Source organism: Chitinophaga sp., assembly GCF_017745275.1.
Lineage (GTDB): Bacteria > Bacteroidota > Bacteroidia > Chitinophagales > Chitinophagaceae > Chitinophaga.
Genome location: NZ_JAGHZS010000003.1, coordinates 553,249 through 567,338, shown reverse-complemented (window position 1 = coordinate 567,338; position 14,090 = coordinate 553,249). Strand labels below are relative to the sequence as shown.

Genomic DNA, 14,090 nt, shown 5'->3' with positions numbered 1-14,090 from the left:
CCTAATAGTTAATCACCCTAACATCCTTACTGATGCACCCATTAAAACGGCTAACTGTTGTAGCAGCCTTATTTCTTTTCATGGCCTCCCTGTTGATTGTCAGTGGTTGCCGTACCACCCGAAAAGAAATGAATCCGGAATTTGCCCGGTATATTGAAGCATACACCGCTGGTATCATTTCCAAACAAAGTGCTATCCGGATTCACCTGACCGGACAAACAAATGTTACACACACTCAGAACGAAACCCTGGACAAAGAAGTATTTGAGTTCTCTCCCGCTATCAAGGGTAAATCGTACTGGATTGATGCAACCACTATTGAATTCCGACCAGACGAAAACCTGCAACCTGGCAAAACCTACCAGGCCAACTTTAAGCTGGGGAAAATCATCGATGTTCCTAAGGAACTGAAGTCTTTTGATTTTGAATTCAAGATTATCAAGCCCTCTTTTTCCATTGAGAATTTTGGGCTGAAAGCCAGCAGCAACAATACCCTGGACCGCATGACCTGCACCGGCGCCATATATACTGCCGACGTAGAAGATCCGCAGGCCATTGAAAAAGTACTTACTGCCCAATATGGCGGTAAAAGCCTGCCCGTCACCTGGCAACACAACGCTACCGAACGCACGTCCCGCTTCACGATTGCCAATATAGCCCGCGCTAATATTGGCCGCAACCTGGAACTCAACTGGAATGGCACCCCGCTGAAAGTAGACAATAACGGCAAAACCACCATCGAAGTGCCTGCCGTCGGCGACTTCAAAGTATTAGATGTAAAAGCCATGGCAGATCCGGAACAACACCTGCTGGTACAGTTCTCCGATCCGGTAAGCATGGCTCAAACCCTGGAAGGACTCATTGGCATCAGCGGCCAAAGCGATCTGCGCTACACTATTGATGGTAGCGAAGTAAGTGTGTATACACCCACCAGGATGGAAGGAAACTATAATGTACTGATCAACGAAGCTGTTATAAACATCACAGATAAACGCCTGGGTAAATCTTTCAGCGCCAACGTGAACTTTGAAAATACACTTCCTTCTGTCAGCATTCCCGGCAAAGGCGTGATCCTGCCGGAAAGCAATAAACTGGTGATGCCGTTTGAAGCCGTGAACCTCAACGCGGTAGACGTGACCATCATCAAAATTTATGAAAACAATGTACCACAATACCTGCAACGCAATAACCTCGACGGCAGTGAAGAATTACGTCGTGTAGGCAAGCCCGTAGTCGAGAAAACTATTCGCCTCGATGTAGATAAATCGGTGAACCTTCATAAGAAAAACCGTTTCTTCCTCGACCTCGACAAAATGCTCCGTACGGAACCAGGTGCTATTTACCGCATCACCATTGGCTTCCGGAAAGCGTATGCCCTGGTCGGCTGCGCTGCAGACATCACCGGCGACAAATCTTCATCCGGTTATGAAGATGAAGTGGATGAAAGTGAATATTACGGCAACGATAAAATTGATGAAGATGATTCCTTCTGGCAACGGTACGACAACTACTATGTTTATGGCTATAACTGGGACCGCCGTAACGACGTTTGCTCTAACTCTTACTATAGCAAAGACAAATGGGCTTCCCGTAATATCATTGCTTCCAATATTGGCCTGATTGCCAAAAGAGGAAACGATAACAGCATGATAGTAGCGGTAACAGATATACGCGATACCAAACCCATGATAGGCGTGGAACTGGAACTGCTCGACTATCAGAACCAGGTGATCTATAAAACCAAAAGTGATGGAGAAGGCATGGCTTCCTTTGACCTGAAGCGCAAACCTTACCTGCTCATCGCCAAAAAAGAAAATGAAAGGGGCTACCTCAAACTGGACGACGGAAGCTCCCTGCCATTAAGCCGCTTCGACGTAAAAGGAGAAGAAGTACAAAACGGTATCAAAGGCTTCCTCTATGGAGAACGTGGCGTATGGCGCCCCGGCGACTCTGTTTATCTCACCTTTATACTGGAAGACAAAGGAGCCAAACTCCCTGCCGATCACCCGGTAACCATGGAGTTATACAATCCTAAAGGACAACTATATAAACGCATTAATCAACATGAAGGACTCAATGGCTTCTACAGCTTTGCTACTGCCACGCAACCGGATGATCCTACCGGTAGCTGGGTGGCAAAAGTAAAAGTAGGCGGCGCCACCTTCCAGAAAAATGTGCGCATAGAAACCGTGAAGCCTAACCGTCTTAAAATAAAAATGGATTTTGGCAATAACGTTTCCCTGTCAAAAGGCGGCTCTACCGGTACCCTCTCTGCTATGTGGCTGTTTGGCGCTACCGCCCAACACCTCAAAGCCAAGGTAGATGTATCATTGGTACAAAGCACTACCAGCTTCAAAAACTTTACGGACTTCTCATTTGATGATCCGGTAACACATTTTGATGCAGAAAATAAAACCATTTTCGAAGGACCACTCAATGAAAATGGTACCGCACCGGTGAATGCCGAGCTCCAACTGGGTAAGATAGCACCAGGGCAACTCAAAGCCAATTTCGAAGTAAAAGTATTTGAACCTGGCGGCGATTTCAGTATCGACCACTTCTCCATGCCTTATAATCCATTTACTTCCTATGCCGGCCTACGCATACCGAAAGGTGACCGTACCACCGGTATGCTACTCACCGATCAGGCGCATACCGTTGACCTGGTAGATGTAGACGGCAACGGTAACCTGACCAGGGGCAGCAAAGAAGTTCAGGTAGAACTCTATAAAGTAAAATGGAGATGGTGGTGGGATGAAGGTTCCGACGATGACTACTCCAACTTTACACAAGACAGCTACAACCAGCTGTTGAGCAAAGAAACCGTGACCCTGCAGGACGGTAAAGGCAAATGGAATTTGCGGATAAACTCTCCGGACTGGGGTAGATACCTGGTAAGAGTGAAAGACCTGCAAAGCGGCCATACCGCTGGTAAATCAGTGTATATCGACTGGCCGGGATGGGCAGAAAGAATGCAGAAAGAAAATCCTGCAGAAGCCTCCATGCTGGTATTCACATCAGATAAACAACAATACAAAACCGGCGATGACATTACCCTCACTATCCCGAGCAGTGAAGGCGGACGCGGACTGGTAAGCATCGAATCCGGCAGCAAAGTACTGAAGACTTACTGGATCACCACCAAACAAGGACAGACCACCTTCAAATTCAAGGCGGAGAAAAACATGACGCCTAATATATACGTGAACGTTAGTTTGCTGCAAAAACATGCGCAAACCCTCAACGACTTACCAATCCGTATGTATGGGACCATTCCTGTTTCCGTAGAAGATCCTGGTACTATTCTTAAACCGGTGATCACTATGGCCGATAAGCTGAAGCCGGAAACTGAAGCCAGCATTGCCGTGAGCGAAAGCAACGGTAAACCGATGACGTATACCATCGCCATCGTGGATGAAGGTTTGTTGGATCTTACCCGCTTTAAAACTCCGGATCCGCATAGCTCCTTCTATGCAAGAGAAGCGTTGGGTGTAAAAACATGGGATCTTTATGATTTCGTGATTGGCGCCTGGGGTGCTGATATGGATCGTATCCTCAGCATTGGTGGTGACGAAGGACTGGATAAAAACGCCGGTAGCGCTAAGGCCAATCGCTTTAAGCCCGTGGTAAAATACATGGGACCTTTCTACCTGAAATCAGGACAAAAACAAACCCATAAATTCAAACTGCCTCCTTATATCGGTTCTATAAAAGCCATGGTAGTAGCGGGCCAGGATGGCGCTTACGGCTTTGCGGAAAAAGCAGTAGCCGTGAAGAAACCACTGATGCTGCTAACCACCGCACCGCGTGTACTTGGACCATCAGAAACCATCCAGGTACCGGTAACCGTATTTGGTCTGGAACCCAATATCCGCAGCGCTAACGTAACGATCAGCACCAGCCCGCTGCTGGAAATAGTAGGAGAACGAACTAAAACCGTGACCTTCTCTCAACCGGGAGAACAACTGGTATACTTCGATGTAAAAGTAAGACCACAAACAGGCGTTGCTAAAATAAAGGTAGTGGCCACCAGTGGCGCTGAAAAAGCAGAAGAAGACATAGAACTCAATGTGCGCAACCCGAACCCGGTAATTACCAACATCATTGAAAATACACTGGAGGCTAATAGAAGCTGGGAATCCGCTTACAGCCCCGTGGGCATGGCAGGTACCAACAGCGGTACGCTGGAAGTATCTACCATTCCATCATTGAACCTGGGCAAACGCTTACGCTTCCTCATTGAATATCCGCATGGATGTATAGAGCAAACTACTTCCGGTGTATTCCCGCAATTGGTGCTGAATCAACTGATGGATGTGAAACAGAGCCAACTGGCAGAAATTGACCGCAATGTAAAAGCTGGTATCAATCGCCTCAAGAGCTTCCAGACTTCCGACGGTGGCTTCAGCTACTGGCCGGGCGGCGGTAACTCCGATGAGTGGGGTACCAACTATGGCGGGCATTTCCTCATAGAAGCACAGGCACAGGGTTATACACTGCCACCGGGATTACTGGATCAGTGGAAGAAATTCCAGCGTAATAAAGCAGGAACCTGGGCACCAAACACCCTCAACTTCTATGGCGGCGATCTTACCCAGGCCTATCGCCTGTACCTGCTGGCATTGGCCAAATCGCCGGAATTAGGCGCTATGAACCGGTTGAAAGAATTCAAGTATTTGTCGGTCCCCGCCAAATGGCGACTGGCAGCGGCTTATAAACTTTCCGGTCAACCGGAAGTAGCGAATTCACTGGTGCAAAACCTGGCTACTGAAGTGAAACCATACACGCAGTTAGGCGGTACCTTTGGTTCCGATCTGCGCGATAAGGCCATGATACTGGAAACTATTACCATCCTCGGACAACGCAATCGCGCCAACGAACTGGTGAAACAAATTGCCGCGCAGTTATCACAAAACGACCAGTGGTACAGTACACAAACTACTGCGTATGCTTTGATTGCCATCGCCAAATACTGTGGCAACAATAAAGGTGGCAGCAAAATGAACTTTAGCTATACACTGAATGGCGTTAAAGGCAACGTAAATGGCCAATCGTTTGTTACGCAGATTCCTGTTAGCTTTAACAGTAATGCAGGCAACGTCAGCATCCAGAACAACGGACAAAACGTGTTGTATGTGCGCCTCATCCTGCAAGGACAACCCGATGCAGGCCAGGAACCGGTAGCTACCAATAATCCGGAAATATTAGGTATGCAGGTGAATTACAGCACCCGCGATGGTAAACCGCTCGATCCAGCCACCCTCAAACAGGGCAGCGACTTCATGGCCACCGTTACCATTACTAATCCGGGTAAACGCGGCTACTATGAGCAAATGGCATTGTCGCAGATCTTCCCGTCAGGCTGGGAAATACTCAATACCCGCTTAATGGAAAACGACAGCGCCTTCCATTCTTCGCCATCTACGTATATGGATATCCGTGATGACAGGGTATATACTTACTTCAACATTGAAGAAAACAAAAAACGTACGTACAATGTATTGCTGAATGCGGCCTACCTAGGTAGATACTACCTGCCGGCTACTGCCTGCGAAGCGATGTATGATAATACCATACATGCCTTCCTGCCAGGTAAGTGGGTGGAAGTAGTGAAATAGCTTTTAGCCATTAGCCATTAGCTTTTAGCAAAAATGCAGCGGAGATAAACATTAATCTCCGCTGCATTTTTGCTAAAAGCTAAAAGCTAATGGCTAAAAGCTAAAAAGCCTCTCCAAAATATTTAACAGTTCTTACCAATTGTGACACATAACTCATTTCATTATCATACCAGCTAACTGCTTTCACAATTTGCTGATCGCCGGCCGTTAACACTTTTGTTTGCGTGGCATCAAAGAGCGATCCGTAGTGCATGCCAATTACATCGCTGCTCACTATTTCATCGGTGTTGTAACCAAAGCTTTCGTTAGCAGCTGCTTTCATGGCGGCATTGATTTCGTCTACCGTTACTTTACGTCGTAGCGTTACCGTTAGTTCCGTTAATGATCCGGCGATAACGGGAACACGTTGTGAGGTACCATCCAGTTTACCTTTTAACTTCGGCAGTACCAGTCCTATGGCTTTGGCGGCGCCGGTGCTGGTAGGAATAATATTCTGTGCGGCAGCTCTGGCGCGTCTCAGATCGCCTTTGCCATGAGGGGCATCATGGGTATTCTGATCGTTCGTATAGGCGTGTATGGTAGTCATCAATCCATTCACGATGCCGAATGAATCATCTAATACCTGTGCCATGGGCGCCAGGCAGTTGGTGGTACACGATGCACAGCTGATAATGGTTTCAGAGCCATCCAGTATATCATGATTCACATTGTATACAATGGTTTTGATGTCGCCGGTGGCTGGTGCAGAAATGACTACTTTTTTGGCGCCGGCGGTAATATGTGCAGCCGCCGTGTTTTTATCAGTGAAGAAACCGGTACTTTCCAGCACCACATCTACGGAATGTAATCCCCAGGGGATCTCCGCAGGATTCTTTTTGGCATATACTTTTATCTCTTTACCGTTTACCAGGATAGCGTCTTCAGTGGCAGTAACGGCTGCATCAAAGCGTCCCTGGGCAGTATCGTATTTCAGCAGGTGAGCCAACACGGCCGGGCTGGTTAAATCGTTGATGGCTACTATTGTTGTGCCTTGCTGATTAAATACTTCGCGGAAAAACAATCTTCCAATTCTTCCAAATCCATTGATAGCAATTTTCTTGTCAGACATAGATAAATATTTTAGGTGGTTATAATTTTTTCAAAAAGTCACGTATTAAGGCAGCTACTTCTTCATGATATTCTTCCAGCACAAAATGGCTGCCATCCAGCAAATGCACAGCGGCGTCGGGTACATCACGCTGATAAGCCACGGCACCGGGCCAGGCAAAGATCTGATCATTTTTTCCCCATACCACTAATACAGGTGGCTGCTGTGTACGCAGGTATTGCTGCCATTCGGGATACTTAGGAAAATTGGTGCTGTAATCCAGGAACAGCGCAATTTGCACTTCTGCTACGCCGGGTCTGTTCATGTAGAAATGCGCCAACTGGTAACTATCAGGGCTTACGCGTTCAGGCTGTGCTGCGCCTGAAAGGTGTTCTCCCTTTATGCTTTCCAACGATAATTTCTCAACGATGGCTGCGATTAAAGCATCTCCCTGCAATGAGCCCATCCGCTGTACATCCGGGCCAAGTCCATCTTCATAAACATTGGCATTTTGTACCACCAATGCCTTTACCAGGTCTGGTCTTTTAGTAATAATGCGGAAGCCAACAGGGCCGCCATAATCCTGTAAATACCAGGTAAATTTTTTCAGACCCAGGGTATCAATAAACTGTTCCATGATCCTCGCCAGGTTGTCGAAGGTATAGTCGAAAGTAGTGAGCGGCGGGATGCTACTACCACCAAAGCCCGGGTAATCCGGTGCAATGACGTGGTATTTATCTGCCAGATCATTTATCAAATCCCGGTACATATGTGAACTGGAGGGGAAACCGTGTAACAAGAGTATCGTTGGGGCATCGGGTGATCCCGCTTCGCGGTAAAATATGTTAACTTGATTTACGGTAACGGTCTTATATAATACGTGGGTAGTTTTCATGTGATCTTATTTTGTACCATTCAGTACAATTATGATAAAAAAAAGAGTGATGGCAAGTTTAATAGGAAGTAGGCTATGTCGGATTATTTGGTTTGTGTAGCATGTGGAATAATTTAATGAGATAAAGATATATATATTTTACCAAATGGTACAAATATTTTTAAAAAAATTTAAAAACTATTAACCATATTGATTTTCAATAAATTAGTTCTGATTCTCCAGTAATTTAGCCCGTTTCCTGTATTCCAACGGACTCTCCCCGCTATGCTTCCTGAACTGTCGCCCTAAATGACTTTCATCCGTAAAGCCCAGCTCGCCGGCAATCTGGCTGATGGTTAAATTGCTGAATGCCAGCCGCTGTTGTACCATCTTCACTTTATACTGCGTGATATAATGCTGCAAACTTTCACCGGTAAGCTTGCGGAAATATTCTCCCACATAATTGGCAGAGAGATTAAAATGCGTAGCAAGGTAATCTACTCTCAACTTATCTGCATCGCTGATATGTTGCCGGATATGGATCAGCATACGATTAATCAATGGCTCAGCTTCACATTCAGCCGAACCTGCCATAGGAGCTGTACTGTCTGTTACATTACGTGACAGAATATTCAGCAACAACGTCACCAGGTGCTGCAGGTTCTCTTCATGATAAGCCGCTTTGTTTTCATATTCCTGTACCACCAGGTTCATCAACGTAATAATCTGCTGGCAGTCACCAGGATCTTTTACCAACAGTTGCTGAAAACGATTATGATGAGAGAAGATATGTTCCAGCTGTTTTAACCATTGTACAATCCTTTCCCGATCCTGCGCATTTTTATATTGCCCCAGGAATACCTCGGAAAAACGAATAGAACAAAAGCGGGTAGGAGTAGTGGCATTAAATCCCCGGCAATCCAGTGGCGTAAACAAAAAGATACTTCCTTTTTCATATGGAAAATCGTTCCAGTTGGTTCTGCGCACGCCTGTTCCCTCCATGATCTGAACAATTTCGAAGAAATGATAAATCAATGCCCTCTCCTTCCAGCACTCCAGGTCTGACACGTATAATTCAAATGGCTGATGTAATACTTTATGCTCCATAGCTGACTGTCTTTATAGGATAACCCAGTTTTCTAACCTCTAAAGTTACAAAAGAAACCCTTCTTTATCACTGTTCCGCCGTAACTGCGGCCGGTAATTTTGTATTCATAAAACAATCCATCATGCACACACATCAAAAATTATTATCGCCACTGGTTACACCTTCCATTACATTTAAAAACCGGGTGGTGATGGCCCCAATGAGCAGACGACGTGCTGAACAGGCCATTCCCAGCGCCTCTGCGCCACTTTATTATGGCCAGAGAGCCAGCGCCGGTTTAATCATTGCTGAAAACAGCGCAGTGGCTCCTAACGGTGTCGGCTATCTGAATGCACCCGGCATTTATAATGCCCCTCAAAAAGCAGCCTGGAAAAAAGTAGTAGATGAGGTACATGCAAGAGATGGGAAAATCTTTGTGCAGTTAGTACATACCGGTCGTATTGGCCATGCACTCAACCACGAAGGCCACCTCCCATTAGTAGGCGCTTCTTCGCTGAAAGCGGCCGACATCATACGTACGCCCAACAATGAGCACCATCCTATGCCGGAACCGGAAGTACTGACTACGGAAGGCGCCGCCGCACTGGTAGATGCGCACATACAGGCATCCATCGCCGCCATGGATCTTGGCTTCGACGGGGTGGAAATACATGGCGCCCACGGATTTTTACCTGCGCAGTTCCTACACCCCGCCACCAACCAACGAACCGACCGCTATGGTGGCAGCATCGCTAACCGCAGCCGCTTCCTGCTGGACATCATGGAAGGCGTTACTGCCGCCATTGGTAAGGAACATACCGGCGTTCGCCTGTCGCCCTTCGTTGGCATCAACGATCTACCCACCTACCCGGAAGAAACCGCCACGCACCTGTATCTCACAACAGCATTACAACAACTGGGCATCTTTTATATCCACTTATCCGGTATGCCGGTAAACGGTGTTTCTACCATATCTGCCGACTACCTGCGGGAAGTACGCCAGCGCTTTAAACAACTGCTGATAGTAGCAGGCGGCTACACTGCTGATTCCGGCGAAGCATTGCTGCAAGCCGGCCTGGCAGATATGATTGCTTATGGCAAACCATTCATTGCCAACCCTGACCTGGTAGAAAAATTCCGGCACCACACACCTTTGGCCGTAGCCGATCCTGGCATTTTTTATGAAGGCGGAGATACCGGGTATATTGATTTTCCCATTATACATCCGCAGCCGGAAATAAATACAGTGGCGATCAATAGTTGATACGCGTTAATGTGCAGAAGATTCCTGCAACGCTGCTACAGCCTTCTGCAGCGTTTTCCGGGTAGAAGCAGACCGGGAGAGAGAGATGGCCTTATGGTAGTAGTCAATGGCTTTGTTTACGTCGGTATCCGCCCATAAATAAGCCAACAGGGCATAGTAGTAATCATGTTCCATCAACTGCAACTTCTCTGTTTCCCTGATACCTGCCTGCTGACCATGTACTTTGGCGAAAGCAAAAGCGCGGTTTAGCGCGGTAACAGGGGTGTAGGCTACCTGTATCAGTTGATTATAGAGTTGTAAAATATACTCCCATTTGTGTTGGTCCGCAGGAGTGGTATGCCAATAGGCGATACCCGCTTCCAGGTGATATTGCGAAATAGCCTCTCCTGAGCAGGCATTCACTAGGTAGTAATTGCCTTTTTCAATCAATGGCCTGCTCCATAAGCTGCTATCCTGCTGCTCATACAGGATAGCTTCTCCCATATCATTTTCACGGGCATCCAGCCGGGAGCTTTGATAACACATCAACGCCAGCAGCGCATTGGCGGCAGTAGTTCCTGCCAGGGTACTTTCAGTTAAAATAAGCGTGAGCCGCATCGCTTCTGAACAAAGGTCTTTACGGATGGCGTGATTATGAGAGGTAGAAAAATAACCTTCGTTAAACAAGAGATACAACGTTTTTAAAACGGTATCCAGTCGCGCTGCTATAGTTTCTTTATCCAGAACTTTAATCTCAAAATGATCTTCCCGCAACTGCTTCCTGGCTCTCAATAATCTTTTTTTAATCGTTTCTTTTTTAGTGAGAAAGGCAGCCGCTATTTCTTCCACACTAAATCCACAGAGGATTTGCAGGGCCAAACATATTTGCGCTTCTTTGGAATTGGCAGGATTGCAAACCGCAAAGATCATTGCCAGCTGACTGTCTGTAATGGTTTGCGGAGAAAAATCAAAGTCGGGGTCCATGGCGGCCTCACTTTTATCCATCGCTGGTTTCACCCGTGTTTCAAAAACTGCCAGGTGTTTGAGATAGTCTTTGGTTTTATTTTTCGCCACCGCATACAACCAGGCGGCCGGATTCTCCGGAATACCCTTTACACCCCAGGTTTCTGCTGCCCGTAAAAAAGTTTCGCTGGCAATATCTTCCGCGATGGCGATATGCTGCAAGCCAAAATGACGGCATAATACAGCCGTCATTTTAGTGTATTCCAAACGGAATAAATGAGGTAAAAGATCGGAATGTGTGGCGGCCTGTTCTGCCATGGATCACTATTTTTTTCCAGGTATTGCTAATACCTCCCTGATTTCTATATTTCCGCCCATTTTAATCATGGGGTTCTCCTGCGCAATAGCTACCGCATCTTCAATGCTGGCTGCTTTCAGCAGCATGTAGCCCGTGATAAATTCCTCTATTTCCGTGTAAGGACCATCTGTTACCAGGTTGTTGGGCTTCACCGTTTTGGCGCCGGTAACAGACAGCCGGTTGCCTTTGTCTACCAACAGATTGCGGGCAGCCACGCCAGCCATCCAGTTCATCCTTTCCTGTAATTGTGCAGGCGATGGATGGTCGTGCGCATCCTTACTGTTTCTGAAAATTAATACGAATTCTTTCATGATCATCAGTTTTGTTGATTCATCCTTATAACGACTCAAATAGCCGCATGGGGACAAATAACTTTTCTCAACCGGGCATCACTTATAAAGTTAGCCCTATCTTTGGACACATAAAATTATTACCCGGATTCCCCGATGAAGCTAGATCGTCTTAAACAATGGTGCCTTAAAAGGAAATGGTGGCTTGGTGCTGCAGGTGTATTACTCATCGCCTACTATTTTTGTTTGCCCAAACAACTCTTTACCACGGCCACTTCTTATGTGATAGAAGACAGCAACGGCGATCTGCTGAATGCCAGCATCGCACCAGACGGACAATGGCGCTTTCCTTACAATGCCCATGTACCGGAAAAGTTTGAGAAATGTATTGTAGCCTATGAAGATAAACGCTTTTATTACCATTGGGGGCTGGATCCACTGGCTATTGCACGGGCGGTGAATCAAAACATCCGTGGCAAAAAAGTAGTGAGCGGCGGCAGTACACTCACCATGCAGGTAATACGGCTATCCCGCAATCAGCCCCGTAATATCTGGCAAAAAGTAGTAGAAGCCGTACTGGCTACACGACTGGAATTTGCCGCATCTAAAAAGAAGATCATCGCCTTATACGCTGCCAATGCCCCCTTCGGCGGCAACGTAGTAGGCCTGGAAGCTGCCGCCTGGCGGTATTACGGCCGTAAAGCAGATTTGTTATCCTGGGGAGAAATGGCTGCACTGGCTGTTTTACCGAACAGCCCTGCGCTCGTACACCCCGGGCGCAACAGGGTAACGTTATTGAATAAACGTAATCAATTACTCACCAAACTATACCGGCAACATACCATCGATAGCATTACCTGTCAGCTGGCTAAGCTGGAGCCCTTACCTGATCAGCCTTTGCCGCTTCCACAGGAAGCACCGCATCTGCTCGATCTTTTCCGCAAAGAATACCTGCAGCAAAAGTCAGATGCACCAACCCGCATTAAAACCACTGTACTGGCCGATCTCCAACGCAACACCACTGCTATTGCGGAACGGTATCACAACGCCTACAAAGCAAATGGCATCAACAATGCCGCTGTATTAGTATTGGATGTAGAAACCGGTAACACCCTTTCCTATGTAGGTAACATCTATAATCCTTCCGACCCGGAGCTGGAAAGCCATGTAGATATTATCCAGGCAAGAAGGAGTCCGGGCAGCACGCTTAAACCCGTGTTATACGCCGCCATGCTCAACGATGGCCTTATATTGCCCAATACACTCATTCCGGATATCCCCACACAAATTGCCGGCTATTCGCCGCAAAACTTCGACCTTGGCTATGATGGTGCAGTACCCGCTTCCCGTGCACTTGCACGGTCGCTGAACATACCTGCTGTGCGTATGTTGCAACAATACCGTTATGAACGGTTCCATGCTTTATTACAAAAACTGGGCATCACCACGCTCAACAAACCGGCAGATCACTATGGTTTATCGCTGATACTCGGCGGAGGAGAAACCACCCTCTGGGAAATGTGCGGCATGTATGCCAGCATGGCCCGTACCCTGCTGCACATGGAACAATATAAAGGGAAATACAACATGGATGATATCCATCCACCTAACTACCGGCAGGATATTCAACGCCCCTCTAAATATGGATTAAGCAGAGATGGACTTCTCGACGCCGGCTCCATCTGGTATGCCTTCCAGGCCATGACAGAAGTGATGCGCCCCGGAGAAGAACTCCTCTGGCAGCAATTCTCGTCCTCTCAGCGCGTAGCCTGGAAAACCGGCACCAGCTTCGGCTTCCGCGATGGATGGGCCATTGGCGTAACACCACAATATGTAGTAGGCGTATGGGTGGGCAATGCCGACGGAGAAGGACGTCCCGGGCTGATTGGCGTATCTACCGCTGCGCCCATCCTGTTTGATGTATTCCGCCTGTTACGCACCAGCGGCTGGTTTAACACGCCTTATGCACAATTGCGTAAGATAGAAGTATGCCGCAAAAGCGGCTTCCGCGCCAGCGACCTATGCGATGAAAAGGATTCTATCTATGTACCTGTTGCAGGTATGCGGGCCGGCATCTGCCCATATCACCAGCTCATTCATCTCGACAGAACCGGGCAGTGGCGCGTAACAGAAAGTTGCGAATCGCCGCAATTTATGCAGCATAAATCGTGGTTTGTATTACCACCATCACAGGAATTTTATTATCGCAGTAAAAATTATTACCAGCAGCTACCACCTTACAAACCGGAATGCCTCGCCTCTCTTGGGCAGGATAAAGCGCCAATGGAGCTGATTTACCCACGGCCCGATGCACGCATATTTGTACCCATAGAAATTGACGGGAAACCGGGTCAGACGATCTTTACGGCGACTCATCGCAATACCGCAGCTAAAATATTCTGGCACCTGGATAATAACTTTATTGGTAGTACCACAGAGTTTCACCAGATGGCATTACATCCTGCAGCAGGGAAGCATACGATTACGTTGGTAGATGAGAATGGGGAAAGAGTAGAGCAGCGGTTTGAGATTTTGGCGAAGGAGAGGGAGTAATGATTAGCTTTTAGCCA

At 47.2% G+C, this 14,090-nt stretch carries 8 protein-coding genes; 3 read left to right on the top strand and 5 right to left on the bottom strand.

Translation table 11 applies throughout. From position 1 onward, the window contains the following. Positions 1–32 precede the first annotated feature (32 nt). Entirely contained in the window at positions 33–5,618 is a 5,586-nt protein-coding gene (locus J7623_RS11855; RefSeq protein ID WP_291920463.1) for an MG2 domain-containing protein, read from the top strand. A 100-nt stretch (positions 5,619–5,718) separates the two neighbouring features. On the opposite strand, the gene gap is transcribed toward J7623_RS11855, so the two are convergent. The 3 genes from gap to J7623_RS11840 all read right to left on the bottom strand — a co-directional run bounded on the left by gap (position 5,719) and on the right by J7623_RS11840 (position 8,686). Next, entirely contained in the window at positions 5,719–6,726 is a 1,008-nt protein-coding gene (gap, locus tag J7623_RS11850; protein WP_291920461.1) for a type I glyceraldehyde-3-phosphate dehydrogenase, read from the bottom strand. A 19-nt stretch (positions 6,727–6,745) separates the two neighbouring features. Further along, positions 6,746–7,600, bottom strand: coding sequence for an alpha/beta hydrolase (locus tag J7623_RS11845; protein WP_291920459.1), 855 nt, complete (start codon positions 7,598–7,600; stop codon positions 6,746–6,748). Between the two features lie 204 nt (positions 7,601–7,804). Continuing rightward, positions 7,805–8,686 carry a helix-turn-helix domain-containing protein gene (locus tag J7623_RS11840; protein WP_291920456.1) on the bottom strand — a complete coding sequence of 294 codons (882 nt, stop codon included), beginning with the start codon at positions 8,684–8,686 and terminating at the stop codon, positions 7,805–7,807. A 122-nt stretch (positions 8,687–8,808) separates the two neighbouring features. Between J7623_RS11840 and J7623_RS11835 the strand changes: the two genes are divergently transcribed. Beyond that, the gene (locus J7623_RS11835) at positions 8,809–9,930 is read left to right on the top strand and encodes an alkene reductase (RefSeq protein ID WP_291920454.1); all 1,122 of its coding nucleotides are present in this window, start codon (positions 8,809–8,811) and stop codon (positions 9,928–9,930) included. A gap of 6 nt (positions 9,931–9,936) precedes the next feature. On the opposite strand, the gene J7623_RS11830 is transcribed toward J7623_RS11835, so the two are convergent. Further along, positions 9,937–11,190, bottom strand: a complete 1,254-nt coding sequence (locus J7623_RS11830) for a DUF6596 domain-containing protein (protein ID WP_291920452.1) — start codon at positions 11,188–11,190, stop codon at positions 9,937–9,939. Between the two features lie 6 nt (positions 11,191–11,196). Then, positions 11,197–11,541 carry a YciI family protein gene (locus J7623_RS11825; RefSeq protein WP_291920450.1) on the bottom strand — a complete coding sequence of 115 codons (345 nt, stop codon included), beginning with the start codon at positions 11,539–11,541 and terminating at the stop codon, positions 11,197–11,199. A gap of 135 nt (positions 11,542–11,676) precedes the next feature. Between J7623_RS11825 and pbpC the strand changes: the two genes are divergently transcribed. Further along, positions 11,677–14,073, top strand: a complete 2,397-nt coding sequence (pbpC, locus tag J7623_RS11820; protein ID WP_291920449.1) for a penicillin-binding protein 1C — start codon at positions 11,677–11,679, stop codon at positions 14,071–14,073. The last annotated feature ends 17 nt before the right edge of the window (positions 14,074–14,090 follow it).

Bases quoted from the DNA above. Each gene is read 5' to 3' on its own strand.
- J7623_RS11835 (WP_291920454.1), top strand. From the start codon at position 8,809: ATGCACACACATCAAAAATTATTATCGCCACTGGTTACACCTTCCATT.
- J7623_RS11845 (WP_291920459.1), bottom strand. From the start codon at position 7,600: ATGAAAACTACCCACGTATTATATAAGACCGTTACCGTAAATCAAGTT.
- J7623_RS11825 (WP_291920450.1), bottom strand. From the start codon at position 11,541: ATGAAAGAATTCGTATTAATTTTCAGAAACAGTAAGGATGCGCACGAC.
- J7623_RS11855 (WP_291920463.1), top strand. From the start codon at position 33: ATGCACCCATTAAAACGGCTAACTGTTGTAGCAGCCTTATTTCTTTTC.
- gap (WP_291920461.1), bottom strand. From the start codon at position 6,726: ATGTCTGACAAGAAAATTGCTATCAATGGATTTGGAAGAATTGGAAGA.
- pbpC (WP_291920449.1), top strand. From the start codon at position 11,677: ATGAAGCTAGATCGTCTTAAACAATGGTGCCTTAAAAGGAAATGGTGG.
- J7623_RS11840 (WP_291920456.1), bottom strand. From the start codon at position 8,686: ATGGAGCATAAAGTATTACATCAGCCATTTGAATTATACGTGTCAGAC.
- J7623_RS11830 (WP_291920452.1), bottom strand. From the start codon at position 11,190: ATGGCAGAACAGGCCGCCACACATTCCGATCTTTTACCTCATTTATTC.